This is a genomic window from Erythrobacter sp. (assembly GCF_023653175.1).
Lineage (GTDB): Bacteria > Pseudomonadota > Alphaproteobacteria > Sphingomonadales > Sphingomonadaceae > Erythrobacter.
In genome coordinates this window covers 1-16,496 of the sequence record NZ_JAMNXL010000018.1, presented here as the reverse complement: position 1 = coordinate 16,496, position 16,496 = coordinate 1, and the positions used below count along the sequence as shown (strand labels likewise).

The following is a 16,496-nucleotide window of genomic DNA, read 5'->3' as shown; positions in this document are numbered from 1 at the left end:
CCGGACTTGAACCGGGATCGCTCGCCCTAACCCGTCGGCGGCTCGTCCTTCAGCACCTCGTCCTGATCCTCGAAACTGAGGCCATGCTTCAGCAGCATCGGGATCTGGCTGAAGGTGAAGAGGAAGGTCAGCGGCAGGAACACCCAGATCTTGGCCCACAGCCAGCCTTCGAAGTCCATCTGGGCGCGTAGGACCTCGTTGAGCACGGCGAGCATCAGGAAGAACACGCCCCAGTTGCGCGACAGCTTGAGCCAGCCCTCATCGCTGAGCCCTTCGAAGGCGGCCTCCAGCAGGATGCGCAGCAGCGCGCGGCCGGTGAAGTACCCGCCGAGCAGGACCACGCCGAAGCTTGCATAGATGATTGTCGGCTTGAGCTGCACGAAGGTCGGGTCGCCGAAGAAGATGGTGAGGCTGCCGAAGCCCATGATCAGCGCGGTCGAGAACCACAGCATCGGCGAAACCTTGCCGAGCCGCCATTTCGACACCAGCAGCGCCACGACGGAGGCCGCCATGAAGGCGCCGGTGCCGTAGATGATCGCGATGATCTCGCCCGCCGCGCTGGTCTCGGCAGGCGACATCCAGCGGTAGACGCCGAGGAACACCAGCAGCGGGCCGTAATCGACCGCGACGTTGAGCCAGCTCGAGGCGGCCTTCTTGGTTTCGCCCTCAGCCATCACGCGACCCCCGCAATAACGCGCGCGACGAGGTCGGGGTCGAAGGGGCGCAGGTCCTCCATCTTCTCGCCGACGCCGATGGCGTGGATGGGGAGGCCATATTGCTCGGCCGCCGCAACCAGCACGCCGCCGCGCGCGGTGCCGTCAAGCTTGGTCATGATCAGGCCGGTGACGCCCGCGACCTCCTTGAAGACATCGATCTGCGACAACGCGTTCTGGCCGTTGGTGGCATCCAATACCAGCACGACGTCATGCGGCGATTCGGGGTTGATGCGGCCGAGCACGCGGCGGATCTTGGCCAGTTCCTCCATCAGCTCCTTCTTGTTCTGCAAGCGCCCGGCGGTGTCGACGATCAGCGCGTCGATCCCGGTGTCGGTCGCTTGGCGGACGGCATCGAACACGATCGCCGCCGGATCGCCGCCCTCGGGCCCGCGCACGAGGTCGACCCCGATGCGCCCTGCCCAGGTTGCCAGCTGGCCGATGGCGGCCGCGCGAAAGGTGTCGCCCGCCGCCAGCAGCACGCCGTAATCGTCCTCCTGGAAGAGGTGGGCAAGCTTGGCGATGGTGGTGGTCTTGCCTGAGCCGTTAACCCCGATCACGAGGATCACCTGCGGGCGCGGGAAGGCGGTGATTTCGAGCGACTTGGCGACAGGGCGCAGGATCGCGGCGATCTCCTCGGCCACGGCCTCCTTCAGCTCGCGCGAGGTGATCTCGAGCCCGAAGCGCTTGTCCGAAAGCCGCGCGCGGATGCGGGCGGCCGCCGAGGGGCCGAGATCGGACAGGATCAGCGCATCCTCGACCTCGTCAAGCGTCTTGTCATCAAGCTTCGCGGTGCCGCCGCTGCTGCCGGGCAAATTGGCCGAGAGCCGCTCGGAGGTCTTGGCAAAGCCCCCGAACAATCGCTGGGTCCAGCTGGTTTCACTCATGCGAGCAGGCCCTCCCTGAGGCCGCTTGGGGTCACGTCGATGATCGTGCCTGCCGCCGTGCCGGGGGGCAGGGCGACGGGGGCGTAATTGGGGGCATAGCCGGTGCCGCCCCTTTCGGCGAGGACGGGGAGCGTTTCGCCCACAAGCCCGGCAAGCCACGCCGCGCGGTGCGCAGCAGCTCGGGCGCGCAGGTCTGCAGCGCGGGCCTTCACCACCTCGCGGGCGAGCTGCGGCATGCGCGCGGCGGGGGTGCCGGGGCGGGGCGAATAGGGGAAGACATGGGCGTGGACGATGTCGAGCTCGTCGATGATCGCGAGGCTCTCCGCGTGATGGCCCGCGTCCTCGGTCGGGAAGCCGGCGATCAGGTCGGCGCCGATGGCGATGCCGGGGCGCTGGGCCTTGAGGCGGCTGACCAGCGCCAGCGCATCGGCCCTGAGGTGCCGCCGCTTCATGCGCTTGAGGATCAGGTCGGCCCCGTGCTGCAGGCTGAGGTGGAGATGCGGCATCACCCGCGCCTCGCCCGACAGCAGGTCGAACAGAGCCTCGTCGATCTCGACCCCGTCCACCGACGAAAGGCGCAGCCGGGGAAGGGCGGGGAAGGCCGCCAGGATCGCCTCGACCAGCGCGCCGAGCCGCGGGGCATTCGGCAGGTCATGACCCCACGAGGTGAGGTCGACGCCGGTCAGCACCACCTCTGGCGCGCCCGCCGCGAGATGGGCTTCGATCTCGCCGAGCACCTGCGGCACCGTCAACGAACGGCTCGGCCCACGCCCTTGCGGGATGACGCAGAAGGTGCAGGTGTGGTCGCAGCCGTTCTGCACCGCCACGAAAGCGCGGGTGCGGGCCGGGGCGAGGGGCGGGGCATCGCCGGGCACATTCCAGCTGCGCGGATCAAGCTTGGCAGCATTGGCGACCAGCGCATCGACTTCGTCCATCGCGCCGATGGCCGCACGGTCAATCTCGGCCGCGCAGCCGGTCACCACCAGCCGCGCCTGCGGGTTGTCGCGGCGCGCGCGGCGGATCGCCTTGCGGGTTTGGCTCAGCGCTTCGTCGGTGACGGCGCAGGAATTGACGACGACGAGATCGCGCTCTCCCGCCAGCATCGCGCGCATGGCCTCGCTCTCCGCGATGTTCATGCGGCAGCCGAGGCTGATGATCTGCGGGGCGGTCAACCCGCAGCCCCCGCCGCGTAGTCGTCCCAGTCGAATGTCCCGCGAAAGCTTGTCGCGGCTGGCCCGCTCATCAGGATGGTGCCGCCCGGCTGCCACGCGATCACGAGGTCGCCGCCGGGGAGGGTGACGCGCACCGGGCTCTGCACCAACCCCCGGCGGATCGCCGCGACCGCGGTGGCGCAGGCGCCGGTGCCGCAGGCGCGGGTGAGGCCCGCGCCGCGCTCCCAGACGCGCAAGTGGAGGTGATCCGGTCCCGCAAGGCTGGCGACATTGACGTTGACGCGCTCCGGGAACAGTGGGTCGTGCTCGATGATCGGGCCGAGCCGCTCGAGCTCCACCGCGTCCGCATCATCGACGAAGAACACGGCGTGCGGGTTGCCGACATTGACCGCCATGGGCCCTTCAAGGCTCTCCCACCCGACCGGCATGGTGAAGGTGTCCATCGGATAGGCCAGCGGGATCGCGTCCCAATCGAAGCGCGGCGCGCCCATGTCGACCCGCGCGCCGCCTTCCAGTGGTTCGAGGCGGAGCGTCCCGCCGCCGGTCTCGACTGTCGCGGGCGCGCCATGGAGCAGCGCCACCGCGCGGCTGCCATTGCCGCAGGCACCGGCCTCGCTGCCGTCGGCATTGAAGAACCGCACGCGGAAATCCCGGGTCTCGCTCGGTTCGAGCAGGATCAGCTGGTCGAAGCCGATCCCCGTCCGCCGGTCTCCCAGTGCGCGCGCCACCGCGGGCGTCATCGTCGGGATGGCCGCCGCGCGCGCGTCGATCACCACGAAGTCGTTGCCGAGCCCGTGCATCTTGATGAAGGGAATGATCGTGCTCACTGGGCGTGCATCTATGCACGCGAGGGGCGCGCGTCCAGTGGGAGGGCTGCCTTAGGGGCGCGCGATGCGGTAGAGCGTCTGCGCATCCTCGCCCGCCGCGCGCTGGGCGAGTGCGCCCTCGGTGCTCGCGCCGGTGAGCCTGCCCGCCGACCGCAGCCGCGCACGCACGCCCTCGGCATCCTCGGGCTGGCCGTAGAAATATCCCTGCGCCTTGAGCCGTCCCATCGACTTCAGCGCCTGGAGGATCTCCTCGTCCTCCACGCCCTCGGCGGTGAGCGGCAGATCGAGCCCGCGCCCCAGTGAGACGATCGCCTCGACCAACCGCGAGTGGTTGCCCGGCTCCTTCAGCTCGCTGACGAAGCTGCGGTCGATCTTGATGCGGTCGAAGGGCAGGTTGCGCAGCTGTTCGAAGCTCGAATAGCCGGTGCCGAAATCGTCGAGCGCGATCTGCACGCCCTGGTTGCGCAGGGACATAATCATCGAACGGACGAGGCCGACATTTTCGTGCAGACAGCTTTCGGTGATCTCGATCTCGAGGCGCTGCGGCGGGAAGCCCGCGGCGACCAGCTTCTTGAGGATACGCTGGGCGAACCACGGGTCGCGCAGCTGCACCGGGGAGATGTTGACCGAGAGGGTAAGCGTGTCGTCCCACTCGCGCGCATCGGCGAAGGCCTGTTCCATCAGGCGTTCCGACAGCTCGTTGATGAGGCCGATCTCCTCGGCGATCGGCACGAAGATGTCGGGGCTGATGAGGCCGAGCTGCGGCGAGCGCCAGCGCGCAAGCATCTCGAAGCCGACCAGCGCGCCGCTGTCGAGATCGACCTGCTGTTCGTAGAAGGGCACGAATTCGCCGCGCGCCAGGCCGCGGCGGATGCCGGTTTCGAGCTGGTTGCGGAAGCGCAGTTCGCTTTCCATGGTGGCCTCGAACCAGAAGTAGCGGTTCCGGCCCTGCTTCTTGGCCTGATACAGCGCCATGTCCGCGCGGTGCATGAGCGTGGCGGCATCGACCACTAGGCCGATCGTGCCGTCCGCGTCGTGATCGGCGGCGAGCCCGATCGACAGGGTTAGTTCGACCGTCAGCTCGGGCATGCGGAAGGGCTGGACAAGGCTTTCGAAGAGGCGGATGACGAGATCGTCGACCCGGTCGGCGTGGCCGGCCGGGAAGGGCATGACGAAAGCGAATTCATCGCCCCCCAGCCGTGCCATCCGCGCCTCGCGTGGGAGCAGCGCGCGGATTCGCTCGCACAGCATCACCAGTACCGCATCGCCCGCGGAGTGCCCGTGCATGTCATTGATCTGCTTGAAGTTGTCGAGATCGATCATGCAATAGGCGACCGCCTCGCCGCGCATCGCGGCGCGCGCGCGCAGTTCCTCGGTTGCTTCGAACATCGAGCGGCGGTTGAGGCATCCGGTGAGCGGATCGGTGGCCGCCAGCAGCCGGGCGCGGGCCTCGGCGCGGCGGCGTTCCTCGATCTCGCGGGTGAGTTCGCGGTAGCGGCGCCAGCCGAAGATGATCAGCGCGATGTTGAGCAGCAGGGCGTTGACGAGGATCACGTTGGGCGCGCCGCCCGCGCCGGTCAGCGCGTCCATCACCTGCGGCATCACCGAGCCCCCGGTGCCCACCAGCAGAATGATCGACGCCGTGGCAATCCCCAGCGCGATGATGTCGCGTTCTGCCGCGCCGAGCGGATTGTCTGGTTCTTGCTCCGTCAAAACCGTCGCCCCTTGCCTCGCCCTGCCAGTGGGGCGGCGTGCTCTGCCCCGTCTCTGAGCGCATTGCATGGCAGATTGCGCTAAACATCGGGTTAATCGGCAGGGCTTGGCGAGGGGGCGCCGGGCGGTCTATCGGAGCGCTTCACTCGCATGGGAGCACGCGCGCGCAATGGCCTACTGGCTGATGAAATCCGAACCTTTCAAGTATAGCTGGGATGATCTTGTCGCGGAAGGCGAGGGGACGTGGGACGGGGTGCGCAACTATCTGGCGCGCAACAACCTGATGGCGATGAAAGTTGGCGACGAGGCGTTCTTCTACCACAGCCGCGAGGGGCTGGAGATCGTCGGCATCGCCCAGATCACCGTCACCGGCATCGGCGATCCCACGGATGAAACCGGCAAGTGGGCAGCGGTGAAGCTGAAGGCGACGGAAAAGCTTCCCAAGCCCGTCACGCTCGCCGCGATCAAGGCCGAGCCGCGGCTTGCCGAGATGCAGCTGATTCGTCTTTCGCGCCTGTCGGTCTGTGCGGTCAGCCCAGAGGAATGGGGCGTGATCCGGGAGATGGCGGGGGCCTGAATTCGGGTACCCGTCGCGCTGCGGCCACCGTTCGCCCTGAAGCCGGGAACGATGCCGCTGCCCACCCGTCGGTCTTCTGAAAGGCCAATAATTCCATTGGCTTAACACAGGAGGTTAACATGGGTGAATTCACCGACAAGGCCAAGGGCGCCGTCAAGGAAACCATCGGCGAAGCCAAGCAGCGCTCGAGCGACCCCGAGACCCGCAACGAGGGCCGCAAGCAGGAACTCGAAGGCAAGGGCGACCGGCTCAAGGGCGAAGTCAAGGGCGTCGTCAACCGCGCCTGACCCGTTGCCGGTCTGACCAGCCGAAGGGCCGCTCCCCGCACATGGGGTAGCGGCCCTTTCGCGTTTCAGGCGGTCCGATTCGCCCGCGCGCGCAGGCCGGTGATGGTCGCGCCGCTGGCCGCGATGCGTTCCAGTTCGGTCAGCGCGTGGATCAGGCGGATGCCGCTGCGGCCCTTGGCCTCCTCGAGCGCGGTGATGAATTGCGCGGTGGTCTCCACCCGCGCGCTCCACGCCCCGTAGGCTGCGCCGAGCATCGCGAAATCGGGATTGGCGAGCGCCGTTGCCGAGACCCGGCCGGGATATTCGCGTTCCTGGTGCATCCGGATCGTGCCATAAGCCCCGTTGTCGACGACCACTACGATGAGATTGGCTCCATATTGCGCGGCCGTGGCGAGTTCCTGCCCGTTCATCAGGAAGTCCCCGTCGCCTGCCACGGCAACGACGGTGCGATCGGGGAAGCGCAGGGCAGCGGCGACCGCAGCCGGAACGCCGTAACCCATCGCGCCGCAGGTCGGGGCAAGCTGGCCCGGATAGGCGGCATAGCGCCAGTAGCGGTGCCACCATCCGGCAAAATTGCCCGCGCCGTTGCAGATGATCGTGTCGGCAGGGAGCATCTCGCGCATCGCACCGACGCAGCCGGCCAGATCGATCGCGGCGTCGGACGGCTGCGGGGTTGCCCAGGCGAGCCACTCGGCATGGGCCTCTGCGCCCGCATCGAAGGGGATGATGTCGCTATGATCCCACAGGGCGGCGCATTCGGCGAATTCGTCCATGGCGCAGCACAGCGCCAGATCGGTGCGGTAGACGCGGCCCAGTTCCTCGGGGTCGGGGTGGATGTGGACGAGCGTCTGGCCGGGGTGTTCGAGGGTGGGGAGCGTGTAGCCGTCGGTGGTCGCCTCGCCGAGCCTTGCGCCCACTGCGATGACGAGATCGGCGTTCCTGACCCGCTCGACCAGCTGCGGGTTCGGTCCGTAGCCGAGGTTTCCGGCATAGACGGGCGAATCGGGGGCGATCGCGTCCTGGCGGCGGAAGGCGGTCGCCACGGGAAGCCCGATGCTTTGCGCAAATTGCTCGAAGTAATACCGTGCCTTGGTGTTCCATCCCGCACCGCCGATGATCGCAATGGGGCTGGCCGCATCGGCGATCATGTCGAACAGGGCGCGCATCGCGTCGGGGCAGACGGCCTGCGCGGGGCGCAGCGCTTGCGGGCGCGGGGCGAGGCTCGCGGGCACCGCTTCGACCAGCATGTCCTCGGGCAGAGCCAGCACCACCGGGCCGGGCCGGCCGCTGATCGCAGTCGCATAGGCGCGGGCGATATATTCGGGGATGCGCAGCGGATCGTCGATCCGCGCCGCCCACTTGCAGATCGGGGAGAAGAAGGCGGTGAAATCGACCTCCTGAAACCCTTCGCGCCCCTGCATGCCGCGCGCCACATCGCCCACGAACAGGATCATCGGCTGCGAATCCTGATGCGCGACATGCACACCGATCGAGGCATTGGTCGCGCCCGGGCCGCGGGTGACGAAGGCGACGCCGGGCGCGCCTGTCATGGCCCCGTCGGCGCAGGCCATGAATGCGACTCCGCCTTCCTGACGGCAGGTGACGACCTCGATCTCCGGCCGGTCGGGCAGGGCATCGAGGACCGCGAGGAAACTTTCTCCGGGCACGGTGAAGATCCGCGTGGCGCCCTGCACGGCAAGGCAATCGACCAGCAGGGCGGCTGCCGTGCGAGTGGAATCGGTCATCGAAAACTCTCCCGTCGTCTCACCACGAGCCTCTAACGGCGCAGGCGCTCAGGCGCAAACACGCCCTGTCCCACGCTGCGACACACCCGCCGCAAACCGTTTCCAAAGGTTAAGAAAGTCTTAAAGCTACACTCTCCTGCCACCCGGAGACTCGCGAAGATGCGCCGCAGCCTGGTCCTCACCGATGAGACCGCCCGCCACTGGTTCCGCATGAGCCTGCCGCCGCACGTCAAGCGCGATCTGATCCCGATTCCCGCCGAGAGCCTGTGGCGGCTGACGGTGGACGACGTGCGCGGCGTGGCCAGCACCTATGTCGCGGTGACGCTCGCGGTGCTCGCCTTCATCATCTAGGCGGCAGCGGGAATGCGCTGCGTCTCCACCCGGTAGAGCTTGCGCGACAGGTGCGCCGAGAGCAGGCATAGCGCAAGGCTCAGCAGCAATTGCTCGGCCAGCGGGATGCCGAAGAAGCCGAGCACGCCGGCGACGCCCGCGCCCACCGCCATGAACACCGATGAGATGAAGTTGTTCGCCGCCACCGAGCGCGAGGCTTCGGACTTTTCAACGCGTGTCGTCAGGAAGGCATAGAGCGGCACCACGAACATGCCCCCTGCCACCGCGATGAGCAACAGGTTCGCGACCAGCAGCAGCGCGAGCGGCTGGGCGAGGAATTCGGTGACGGTGAACAGCTCGCCCGCAGGCTGCAGGTCCCAGGTCCGGCAGATCAGGTAGAAGCCGATCAGCAGCATCCCCATGACCAGCACCGAGATCGGCGAATGGCGGGCGGAAATCTCGCCCTTGAGCAGCGCGTTGATCGCCACCGATCCGATGGCGATGCCGGCCGAAAAGGCGACCAGCATGACCATCGCCACCTGCTTGTCGGCGAGCAGGACATTCTTGGCGAGCGGGAAGAACTGCACGCCGAGGATCGCCGCGATCGCCCAGAAGAAGCTGATTGCCAGCACCGCATAGCGCAGCTCGAGATTGCGCATCGAGAAGGCGACCAGCGAGCGCGAGGCGCGAATCGGGTTCCATTCGACCTTCACGTCCTTGCTCTGCGGCGGGGCGGCAGGAACGAAGCGGCACACCGCATAGCCGACCAGCGCAATGGCGATCACCGCAACCGTGCTCTGACCCACCGACAGCACCGCGGCGAGGATCATGCCGGTCAGGATCGCCACGTAAGTACCTGCCTCGACGAGCCCGGTGCCGGCCAGCACCTCGTGGTCTTCAAGGTGCTGAGGAAGGATCGCATACTTGATCGGGCCGAAGAAGGTCGAATGGACGCCCATCGCGAACAGCGCGGCAAACATCAGCGGGATCGCCACGCTCTCGACCATCATGCCCTGCGCTGCAAGCAGCAGCCCGGCGGCGCCGCCTGCCATGATGATGATCTCGGCGAACTTGATCCAGCGGATGATGCCAGTCTTGTCGCGCATGTCGGCCAATTGGCCCGAGGTCGCCGAGAACAGCACGAAGGGCAGCACGAACAGCGCCGTCGCCACCCCGCTCACCAGCGTCTCCATCTCGGGCGAATCATAGAGCTGGTAGACGATGAACAGCACCATCGCGTTCTTGTAGAGATTGTCGTTGAGCGCGTTGAGCAGCTGGGTGACAAACAGCGGCGCAAAGCGGCGCTTGCCCATGAGTTGGAGCGATGTGGTCATGCCGGTGTTACGCTGGGGCTTCCTTGTCAGTTACCAGCGACATAGCGCGGGGGCGCGGTTTCACAAGTGCGCATGACGTAGGGGCGGGGCGCGAGGCTTTCGCTGTCTTTATCCGCGAAAGGGTTTTGTGCGGGCCTGCAAGCCGCTAGAGGGGACGGGGGAAACCTATGTCGAGCCTGCCGAACATCCTCACCTGTAGCCGCATCTTCGCGGTGCCGCTGCTGGCGTTCTTCCTGTGGTGGCCCGAATGGCGCGCGGGCTATCTCATTGGCTTTGTTCTCTATTGCATCATCGCGATCACCGATTTCTTCGACGGCTACCTCGCCCGGGCGCACGGGACGGTCTCCAAGCTGGGCATCTTTCTCGATCCGATCGCCGACAAGATCATGGTTGCGGCGGTGATTCTGGTGCTGACCGCGCAAGGCTATCTGCGCGGGCCCTATGCGGGCGACATCCACGTGATTGCCGGCCTCGTGATCCTCGTGCGCGAGATCGCGGTATCGGGGCTGCGCGAATTTCTCGGCGGGATCCAGGTCTCGGTGCCGGTCTCCAAACTCGCCAAGTGGAAGACGACATTCCAGCTCGTATCGCTCGGCGCGTTGATTCTCGGCGGGGCGGTGCATGGGCAGCCGTGCCAGTCGGTGGGCGAGGCATGCTCGACGATCGCGCAGAGCTGGGTGCACCTTGTCGGGCTGGTCTCGCTGTGGACCGCCGCGGTGCTGACCTGCATCACCGGCTGGGATTACCTGCGCGTCGGCCTCAAACACATGGATTGAGACGCGAAGCGCGCGCGCCTCATGCTTGCGCGAAACGCACTGGATGCGCGGGGCGGCTGTGGTTACACTATATCCTATGGGATTGGAGTCGGCACGCGGCGACGGCGTCTTTGCCGGACAGTTGGCAGATCACGCGCGGCGCCTGCAGGGCGAGGCGCGCGAGGCGCTTGCGCGCGGCGAGTTCACCCGCGCCTCGGCGCTGATCGGCGATGCCGAGCTGCTCGCCGAGGATGTCCACGGCCTGGTCGACGACATGGAACGGCGCGAGCTTGGCGAGCTGGCGATGCTTGCTGCCTATGATGTGCGAGGCGCGGCCAGACCCGCAGCCCGCCCGGCCCTGGCACCGCCCTCGCGCCGGATGCGCATCGCGCTGGCCGCGACTCTCGCCCTGAGCCTCACGCTGGTGGAGTGCTGAGCCGCGAGCACTCAACCCGCTCGCAGTTCTTCCGCCAGCAGCAGGAAATCCGCCTCGCGCGGCGAGTTCTTGCGCCACGCCAGCACGATCTCGCGCTTGGCCGTCGGGCTGTCGACAGGGCGGGCAACCACCTGCGTACCGGCAAGGATGCCCGCGGTCAGCGCCATTTCGGGGAGCATGGTGAGGCCGAGGTCATTGTCGACCAACTGCACCAGCGTATGCAGGCTCGTGCCGATCATCGCCGCACTGGCGCGCAGTTCGGCGCGGTTGCAGGCGGCCAGCGCATGGTCGCGCAGGCAGTGGCCGTCCTCCAGCAGCAGCAGCCGCCCCTGATCGATCATGTCGGGCTTGATGCTCGCCGGGGGATCGCGCGGATCGTCCTTGGGGAAGGCGATGAACAGCCGGTCATCGGCGATATGCGCGATCGCCGCGTCGCCCGTGTCGAAGGGCAGCGCCAGCAGCACGCAATCGACCCGCCCGTGGTTGAGGGATTCGAGCGCATCATGGCTCGTCTCCTCGCGCAGCATGAGCTTGAGGTCGGGCCGCTCGCGCTTCAGTCGGGGCAGCATGCGCGGCAGCAGAAAGGGCGCGATCGTCGGGATGACGCTCATCCTGAGTTCGCCCGACAGCGGCTTGCCCGAGGCGTGGACCAGATCGGCCAGCTCTTCGGCCTCGCGCAGCAGCCGGTTGGCCTTGGCCACCACCTGTTCGCCGAGCGCCGTGAAGCGCACCACCCTGCGCGAGCGTTCGACCAGCGTCACACCGAGCAGGGACTCAAGCTCGCGAATCCCCGCCGACAGCGTCGACTGCGACACAAAGCTGGCATCGGCCGCCTTGCCGAAATGCCCGTGCTCGTGGAGCGCCACGAGATATTGCAGCTGCTTGATGGTGGGGAGGTAGGTGCTCACGGCCCGCGCGCTATTCCGCTGCCAGCGTATCGACTTCCTGGGCTGGCGTCGGCACCGGCCCCGGCTCCACCACATCGTCGATATGGGTCATCTTGAGCCGGCCTTTCTCCACCGCGAAGGCGAGCTTGCCCTCGACCAGATCGAGCGCGTCCTTGCCGAACACTTCGTAGCGCCAGCCTTGCAGTACCGGCAGATTTCGCACCCCTGCCGCGAGCGCCTCCATCTCGTCGGCGCGGGTGAGCAGGCGCGGGGCGACGTCGATCTCGCGGGCGCGGATCTTGAGCAGGAGCTTGAGCAGATCGGCAACCAGCGCGCCTTCCTTGCCGAGCGGCGCGCCCTGCTTGATCTTCTCGGGCATTTCCGACTTGGGCAGCGGCTCGGCATCGGCGAGCACCTTCATCAGCCGCTTGCCGATGTCATTGTCCTTCCATGCGGGGCTGAGCCCGCGCACCTTGGCAAGATCGCCTTGCGACTTGGGCGGGTGGCTGGCGATGTCGGCGAGGGTCTCGTCGCGCATGATCCGCCCGCGCGGAATGTTCTTGTGCTGCGCCTCGCTCTCGCGCCAGGCGGCAAGCGCCTTCATCCGCCCGAGCACCTGCGGATTGCGCCCCGGCTGGCGGATGCGCTTCCAGGCAAGGCCGGGATCGGTGAGGTAATTGGAGGGATCGGCGAGCTTCTCCATCTCGGCATCGAGCCACAGCCCGCGCCCGGTCTTGATCAGCTTCTTGAGGATCTTGGGGAAGATGCCTGCCAGATAGGTGACATCGCCGATCGCATATTCGATCTGCCGGTCGGTCAGCGGGCGGCGGCTCCAATCGGTGAAGCGCGCGCCCTTGTCGATGGTGACGCCGACCCAGGTTTCGACCAGGTTGGCATAGCCGATCTGTTCGGACTGGCTGATCGCCATCATCGCGATCTGAGTGTCGAAGATGGGGTGCGGGGTCTTGCCGGTGAGGTTGACGATGATTTCGACATCCTGCCCGCCGGCGTGGAAGACCTTGAGCACGTCCTCGTTCTCGCACATCAGGTCGAGCAGCGGCGTGAGGTCGATGCCTTCGGCCATCGGGTCGATCGCGGCGGCTTCTTCGGTATTGGCGATCTGCACCAGGCACAGTTCGGGCCAATAGGTGTTCTCGCGCATGAATTCGGTGTCGACCGCGACGAAATCGGACTTCGCAAGACGGTCGCAGAGGTCGGAGAGGGCCTCGGTGGTGGTAATCAGCGGATGGATTTTCATGTTGTCTTTTCGCGTATCACGGGCGGAGTGCCGCCCTCGGGTTCGAACCCAGTTTGCGCCTGCACCTTTGCCAAGCGTGGCTTGACAAAGCGGCGGGCTTGCCCTGTTAGCGCGCCGACGGCGGAGCAAGGCTCCGAACGCGCCCGCGCGCCCTAGCGTCATAGCCGCGAACAGGACAAGAGTTTAGATGCACCCCTACCGCACGCATACTTGCGCACAGCTTTCTTCGGACCACGTGGGCGAGACCGTCCGCCTGTCGGGCTGGATCCATCGCAAGCGCGATCACGGGGGCGTGCTGTTCATCGACCTGCGCGATCACTACGGCATCACCCAGATCGTCGCCGACAGCGACAGCCCGGCGCTGTCGGTGCTCGAGGGTCTGCGCGTCGAAAGCGTCGTCACCATCGAGGGCACGGTCAAGGCGCGCATCGCCGAGACGGTCAATGCGGGCCTAGCGACCGGCGCGATCGAGGTGTTCGCGCGCGGCATAACGGTGCAGAGCGCGGCCGAAGAGCTGCCGATGCCGGTCGCCGACGAGCAGCCTTACCCCGAGGACATCCGGCTGAAGTACCGCTTCCTCGATCTGCGGCGCGAGACGCTGCACAGGAACATCATGACCCGCGTGGCGGTGATCGCCGACATGCGCGCCCGCATGAACGCAGCCGGTTTCAACGAGTTCTCGACGCCCATTCTCACGGCTTCTTCGCCCGAGGGCGCGCGCGACTTCCTCGTGCCGAGCCGCATCCACGCGGGGAAATTCTACGCGCTCCCGCAGGCGCCGCAGCAGTACAAGCAGCTGCTGATGGTGGCGGGCTTCGACCGCTATTTCCAGATCGCCCCCTGCTTCCGCGACGAAGACCCGCGCGCCGACCGACTGCCGGGCGAGTTCTACCAGCTCGACCTCGAAATGAGTTTTGTTACTCAGGAAGAAGTCTGGGAGACGATGGAGCCGGTGATTCAGGGCACCTTCGCCGCCTTCGCGGGCGACAAGGCGGTGACCCCGGCGGGGGAGTTCCCGCGCATCCCCTATGACGAGGCGATGCTCAAGTATGGCTCGGACAAGCCCGATCTGCGCAACCCGCTGATCATCAGCGACGTGTCCGCGCACTTCACGCAGTCGGGCTTCGGCCTCTTCGAAAAAATCGTCGGCGGCGGCGGTGTGGTGCGCGTCATTCCTGCGCCCGCAACCCACGAGAAGAGCCGCAAGTTCTTCGACGACATGAACGACTGGGCGCGCAAGGAAGGCTATGCGGGCCTCGGCTATGTCACCCGCAAGGGCGGCGAGTTCGGCGGGCCGATCGCCAAGAACCATGGCCCCGAGCGCATGGCCGAACTCTATGCCGAACTCGGCCTTGGCGAGAATGACGGGTTGTTTTTCGCTGCGGGCAAGGAAGCCGATGCCGCCAAGCTGGCAGGCGCGGCGCGCATCCGCGTCGGCGTGGAACTCGGCCTGATCGACGAAAGCCGCTTCGCGCTGTGCTGGATCGTCGATTTCCCGTTCTACGAGTGGAACGAGGACGAGAAGAAGGTCGACTTCAGCCACAACCCCTTCTCGATGCCGCAGGGCGGGATCGAGGCGCTCGAAGGTCAGGATCCGCTGACGATCAAGGCGTTCCAGTACGATCTCGTCTGCAACGGCTTTGAAATCGCGAGCGGATCGATCCGCAACCACAAGCCTGAAACGATGGTGAAGGCCTTCGAGGTCACCGGCCTGACCAAGGCGGACGTGGAAGAGCGCTTCGGCGGCATGTACCGCGCCTTCCAGTACGGCGCGCCGCCGCACGGGGGGATGGCGGCAGGCGTCGACCGGATCATCATGCTGCTGTGCGGCGCGAAGAACCTGCGCGAGATCTCGCTCTTCCCGATGAACCAGCGCGCCGAGGATCTGCTGATGGGCGCGCCGAGCCCGGCCGAGCTGCGCAGCTTGCGCGAATTGCACCTTCGGGTTGTTGAACCGGTTGGCAAAGTTAGTCAGACCAGCTAACGCTTCTCCTCACAGGCGATTGAGAAGGCAGTTAACGCGGGGCAACTGCGACGCACGCGCCAGTCGGGGGCAATCTGAGCGTTTTGCAGAGTTTCTGGTCGGGATGGGTGCCTTTGGCTCTGGCTGCCACATCGCAGCCCATGCCCGCCGGCCTGCCACTCGGAAACGAGCCCGATCCCTACCGCGCGGTGGTTGCCCGGATGGTCCGGGGGATCGTGCAATACAGCCGCTGGCCCAATAATCCGCGCCGTCTGCGTGCCTGCGTCGTGGGGCCGGCAGACCATGCCGAGGATCTCATGGAGGGCGAGCAGGTCGCGGCCGTGGGTGTCGACGTGGTGCGCCGCGATGTCGCGAACGTACAGCCAAGCGAGTGCCAGATCGTTTATCTCGGCCGTCTCGGCATTGATGAGGCGCGGATCGTCACGGCACGGATGCGGGGCGAAGCGGTCCTGACTATCGCCGAAAACGATCCCGCCTGCCGCAGCCGCGCGATGTTCTGCCTGCTGTTCGAGGCGCAGTCGCTGTCATTCCGGCTCAACATCGATGCCGTGTCGCGATCGCAGGTGCGGGTCGATCCAAGGGTTCTGAGCCTTGCGGATGGAGGCGTCGCATGATCGGGCAGGCGGGCAATGGGGAGCGTCCGCCGACCCTGCGCGGCGTTCTGGCGCGCGGCCACCTGCGGCTGGTGCTGCTCGCGGTTCTGCTTGCCTCGTTGTCGCTGATGGCAAGCGGGCTCTTCGCGCTGCGCGGCTATGCCGGGCAGAACGTCGCGCTAGCGGCCGAGACCCTGTCCTACGCTGTCGAACCGCCTCTGGTGTTCGGTGATCGCGAGGCCGCCGAGCGCGTCGTGTTCAGGCTCGCTGCCAACGACAACCTTGCCAGCATCGAGGTCTATAACGCCGCAGGCCAGCCTTTCGTAGTCTGGCGCCGCGCAGGTTCGAGCAGCGTCGATCTCGGTCCGTTCGTCTCCCGCTGGCTGGGGCTTGGCCCCGTCAGTCGCAGGATCGACTTCCAGAATGAGACAGTCGGCGAGGTACGCGTCACCGGCACGATCAGCGCGATCTTCAGTTACACGCTGGCATCACTGATCATCGCTGTCAGCAGCCTCGGCATCACCGTGCTGGCGACCCGGATTCTTGCCCGCCGGCTTGAGGAAGCGATCGCCGCGCCGCTCGACCGGGTCGCCGAGATCGCGCACGAGGTGATTATCCAGCGCCGCCCCTCGCTGCGGCTGGCCCCAGCGGGGATCGCTGAGCTCGACCAGATCACCGCCGATTTCAACATGCTGCTCGACGAGCTTGAGAAGTGGCATGAAAGCATCTCCACCGAAAATGCTGAACTTTCGCGGCGGGCCGACCGTGATCCACTGACCGGGCTCGGAAACCGCGCGTGGCTCGAGCGCGATCTCGAGGCGGCGATTGCCGAGGCGCGCCTCATGAGGGGACAGGTCGTACTGCTCTATTGCGACTGCAACGGGTTCAAGCAGGTCAACGACACCCATGGCCATGACGCGGGCGACAAGATCATCGCCTGCGTTGCCGAACGGCTGCGCCGTGCGGTCGCCGATCCGGACCGCGTGTTCCGCCTTGGG

The 16,496-nt window shown here is 66.6% G+C and carries 17 protein-coding genes; 8 read left to right on the top strand and 9 right to left on the bottom strand.

Going from position 1 to position 16,496, the window contains the following annotated elements:
- Nucleotides 1–26: 26 nt before the first annotated feature.
- The 5 genes from NBV68_RS03965 to NBV68_RS03945 all read right to left on the bottom strand — a co-directional run bounded on the left by NBV68_RS03965 (nucleotide 27) and on the right by NBV68_RS03945 (nucleotide 5,312).
- Entirely contained in the window at nucleotides 27–674 is a 648-nt protein-coding gene (locus NBV68_RS03965; RefSeq protein WP_296307426.1) for an inner membrane-spanning protein YciB, read from the bottom strand.
- A complete protein-coding gene (ftsY, locus tag NBV68_RS03960; RefSeq protein ID WP_296307424.1) occupies nucleotides 674–1,600 on the bottom strand; it encodes a signal recognition particle-docking protein FtsY in 927 nt (308 codons plus the stop codon). The genes NBV68_RS03965 and ftsY overlap by 1 nt, the downstream gene beginning before the upstream one ends.
- Entirely contained in the window at nucleotides 1,597–2,772 is a 1,176-nt protein-coding gene (locus NBV68_RS03955) for a MiaB/RimO family radical SAM methylthiotransferase (RefSeq protein WP_296307423.1), read from the bottom strand. The genes ftsY and NBV68_RS03955 overlap by 4 nt, the downstream gene beginning before the upstream one ends.
- Nucleotides 2,769–3,572 carry a diaminopimelate epimerase gene (gene dapF, locus NBV68_RS03950; RefSeq protein ID WP_296307451.1) on the bottom strand — a complete coding sequence of 268 codons (804 nt, stop codon included), beginning with the start codon at nucleotides 3,570–3,572 and terminating at the stop codon, nucleotides 2,769–2,771. Before dapF ends, NBV68_RS03955 begins: the two co-directional genes overlap by 4 nt.
- Before the next feature lie 78 nt (nucleotides 3,573–3,650).
- Nucleotides 3,651–5,312, bottom strand: coding sequence for an EAL domain-containing protein (locus NBV68_RS03945; protein WP_296307422.1), 1,662 nt, complete (start codon nucleotides 5,310–5,312; stop codon nucleotides 3,651–3,653).
- Nucleotides 5,313–5,481: 169 nt separating this feature from the next.
- Between NBV68_RS03945 and NBV68_RS03940 the strand changes: the two genes are divergently transcribed.
- Nucleotides 5,482–5,889 carry an EVE domain-containing protein gene (locus tag NBV68_RS03940; protein WP_296307421.1) on the top strand — a complete coding sequence of 136 codons (408 nt, stop codon included), beginning with the start codon at nucleotides 5,482–5,484 and terminating at the stop codon, nucleotides 5,887–5,889.
- 119 nt (nucleotides 5,890–6,008) lie between these two features.
- Nucleotides 6,009–6,176: a CsbD family protein gene (locus tag NBV68_RS03935; RefSeq protein ID WP_296307420.1), complete on the top strand. Its 168-nt coding sequence runs from the start codon at nucleotides 6,009–6,011 to the stop codon at nucleotides 6,174–6,176.
- A 65-nt stretch (nucleotides 6,177–6,241) separates the two neighbouring features.
- Here NBV68_RS03935 and NBV68_RS03930 read toward each other — a convergent pair whose 3' ends face one another.
- Entirely contained in the window at nucleotides 6,242–7,921 is a 1,680-nt protein-coding gene (locus NBV68_RS03930; protein ID WP_296307419.1) for a thiamine pyrophosphate-binding protein, read from the bottom strand.
- A 159-nt stretch (nucleotides 7,922–8,080) separates the two neighbouring features.
- On the opposite strand from NBV68_RS03930, the gene NBV68_RS03925 reads away from it, so the two are divergent.
- Nucleotides 8,081–8,272, top strand: a complete 192-nt coding sequence (locus NBV68_RS03925) for a hypothetical protein (RefSeq protein WP_296307416.1) — start codon at nucleotides 8,081–8,083, stop codon at nucleotides 8,270–8,272.
- Here the strand turns inward: NBV68_RS03925 and NBV68_RS03920 are convergent.
- Nucleotides 8,269–9,585: an MFS transporter gene (locus tag NBV68_RS03920; RefSeq protein ID WP_296307414.1), complete on the bottom strand. Its 1,317-nt coding sequence runs from the start codon at nucleotides 9,583–9,585 to the stop codon at nucleotides 8,269–8,271. The genes NBV68_RS03925 and NBV68_RS03920 overlap by 4 nt on opposite strands.
- 167 nt (nucleotides 9,586–9,752) lie before the next feature.
- On the opposite strand from NBV68_RS03920, the gene pgsA reads away from it, so the two are divergent.
- Nucleotides 9,753–10,361: a CDP-diacylglycerol--glycerol-3-phosphate 3-phosphatidyltransferase gene (pgsA, locus tag NBV68_RS03915; RefSeq protein WP_296307411.1), complete on the top strand. Its 609-nt coding sequence runs from the start codon at nucleotides 9,753–9,755 to the stop codon at nucleotides 10,359–10,361.
- An 82-nt stretch (nucleotides 10,362–10,443) separates the two neighbouring features.
- Nucleotides 10,444–10,776: a hypothetical protein gene (locus tag NBV68_RS03910; protein WP_296307410.1), complete on the top strand. Its 333-nt coding sequence runs from the start codon at nucleotides 10,444–10,446 to the stop codon at nucleotides 10,774–10,776.
- Between the two features lie 11 nt (nucleotides 10,777–10,787).
- On the opposite strand, the gene NBV68_RS03905 is transcribed toward NBV68_RS03910, so the two are convergent.
- The gene (locus NBV68_RS03905; RefSeq protein ID WP_296307408.1) at nucleotides 10,788–11,684 is read right to left on the bottom strand and encodes a hydrogen peroxide-inducible genes activator; all 897 of its coding nucleotides are present in this window, start codon (nucleotides 11,682–11,684) and stop codon (nucleotides 10,788–10,790) included.
- Between the two features lie 10 nt (nucleotides 11,685–11,694).
- The gene (gene rnd, locus NBV68_RS03900; RefSeq protein WP_296307406.1) at nucleotides 11,695–12,921 is read right to left on the bottom strand and encodes a ribonuclease D; all 1,227 of its coding nucleotides are present in this window, start codon (nucleotides 12,919–12,921) and stop codon (nucleotides 11,695–11,697) included.
- Nucleotides 12,922–13,108: 187 nt separating this feature from the next.
- On the opposite strand from rnd, the gene aspS reads away from it, so the two are divergent.
- The 3 genes from aspS to NBV68_RS03885 all read left to right on the top strand — a co-directional run.
- Nucleotides 13,109–14,905, top strand: coding sequence for an aspartate--tRNA ligase (gene aspS / locus NBV68_RS03895; protein WP_296307404.1), 1,797 nt, complete (start codon nucleotides 13,109–13,111; stop codon nucleotides 14,903–14,905).
- 140 nt (nucleotides 14,906–15,045) lie between these two features.
- The gene (locus tag NBV68_RS03890) at nucleotides 15,046–15,519 is read left to right on the top strand and encodes a YfiR family protein (protein ID WP_296307402.1); all 474 of its coding nucleotides are present in this window, start codon (nucleotides 15,046–15,048) and stop codon (nucleotides 15,517–15,519) included.
- Nucleotides 15,516–16,496 (top strand): diguanylate cyclase (locus tag NBV68_RS03885; protein ID WP_296307399.1); only part of this gene is annotated, 981 nt, incomplete at its 3' end. The genes NBV68_RS03890 and NBV68_RS03885, both read left to right, overlap by 4 nt.

Bases quoted from the DNA above. Each gene is read 5' to 3' on its own strand.
- dapF (WP_296307451.1), bottom strand. From the start codon at position 3,572: ATGCACGGGCTCGGCAACGACTTCGTGGTGATCGACGCGCGCGCGGCG.
- NBV68_RS03890 (WP_296307402.1), top strand. From the start codon at position 15,046: ATGCCCGCCGGCCTGCCACTCGGAAACGAGCCCGATCCCTACCGCGCG.
- NBV68_RS03935 (WP_296307420.1), top strand. From the start codon at position 6,009: ATGGGTGAATTCACCGACAAGGCCAAGGGCGCCGTCAAGGAAACCATC.
- NBV68_RS03920 (WP_296307414.1), bottom strand. From the start codon at position 9,585: ATGACCACATCGCTCCAACTCATGGGCAAGCGCCGCTTTGCGCCGCTG.
- NBV68_RS03965 (WP_296307426.1), bottom strand. From the start codon at position 674: ATGGCTGAGGGCGAAACCAAGAAGGCCGCCTCGAGCTGGCTCAACGTC.
- pgsA (WP_296307411.1), top strand. From the start codon at position 9,753: ATGTCGAGCCTGCCGAACATCCTCACCTGTAGCCGCATCTTCGCGGTG.
- NBV68_RS03940 (WP_296307421.1), top strand. From the start codon at position 5,482: ATGGCCTACTGGCTGATGAAATCCGAACCTTTCAAGTATAGCTGGGAT.
- NBV68_RS03930 (WP_296307419.1), bottom strand. From the start codon at position 7,921: ATGACCGATTCCACTCGCACGGCAGCCGCCCTGCTGGTCGATTGCCTT.
- aspS (WP_296307404.1), top strand. From the start codon at position 13,109: ATGCACCCCTACCGCACGCATACTTGCGCACAGCTTTCTTCGGACCAC.
- NBV68_RS03925 (WP_296307416.1), top strand. From the start codon at position 8,081: ATGCGCCGCAGCCTGGTCCTCACCGATGAGACCGCCCGCCACTGGTTC.
- ftsY (WP_296307424.1), bottom strand. From the start codon at position 1,600: ATGAGTGAAACCAGCTGGACCCAGCGATTGTTCGGGGGCTTTGCCAAG.
- rnd (WP_296307406.1), bottom strand. From the start codon at position 12,921: ATGAAAATCCATCCGCTGATTACCACCACCGAGGCCCTCTCCGACCTC.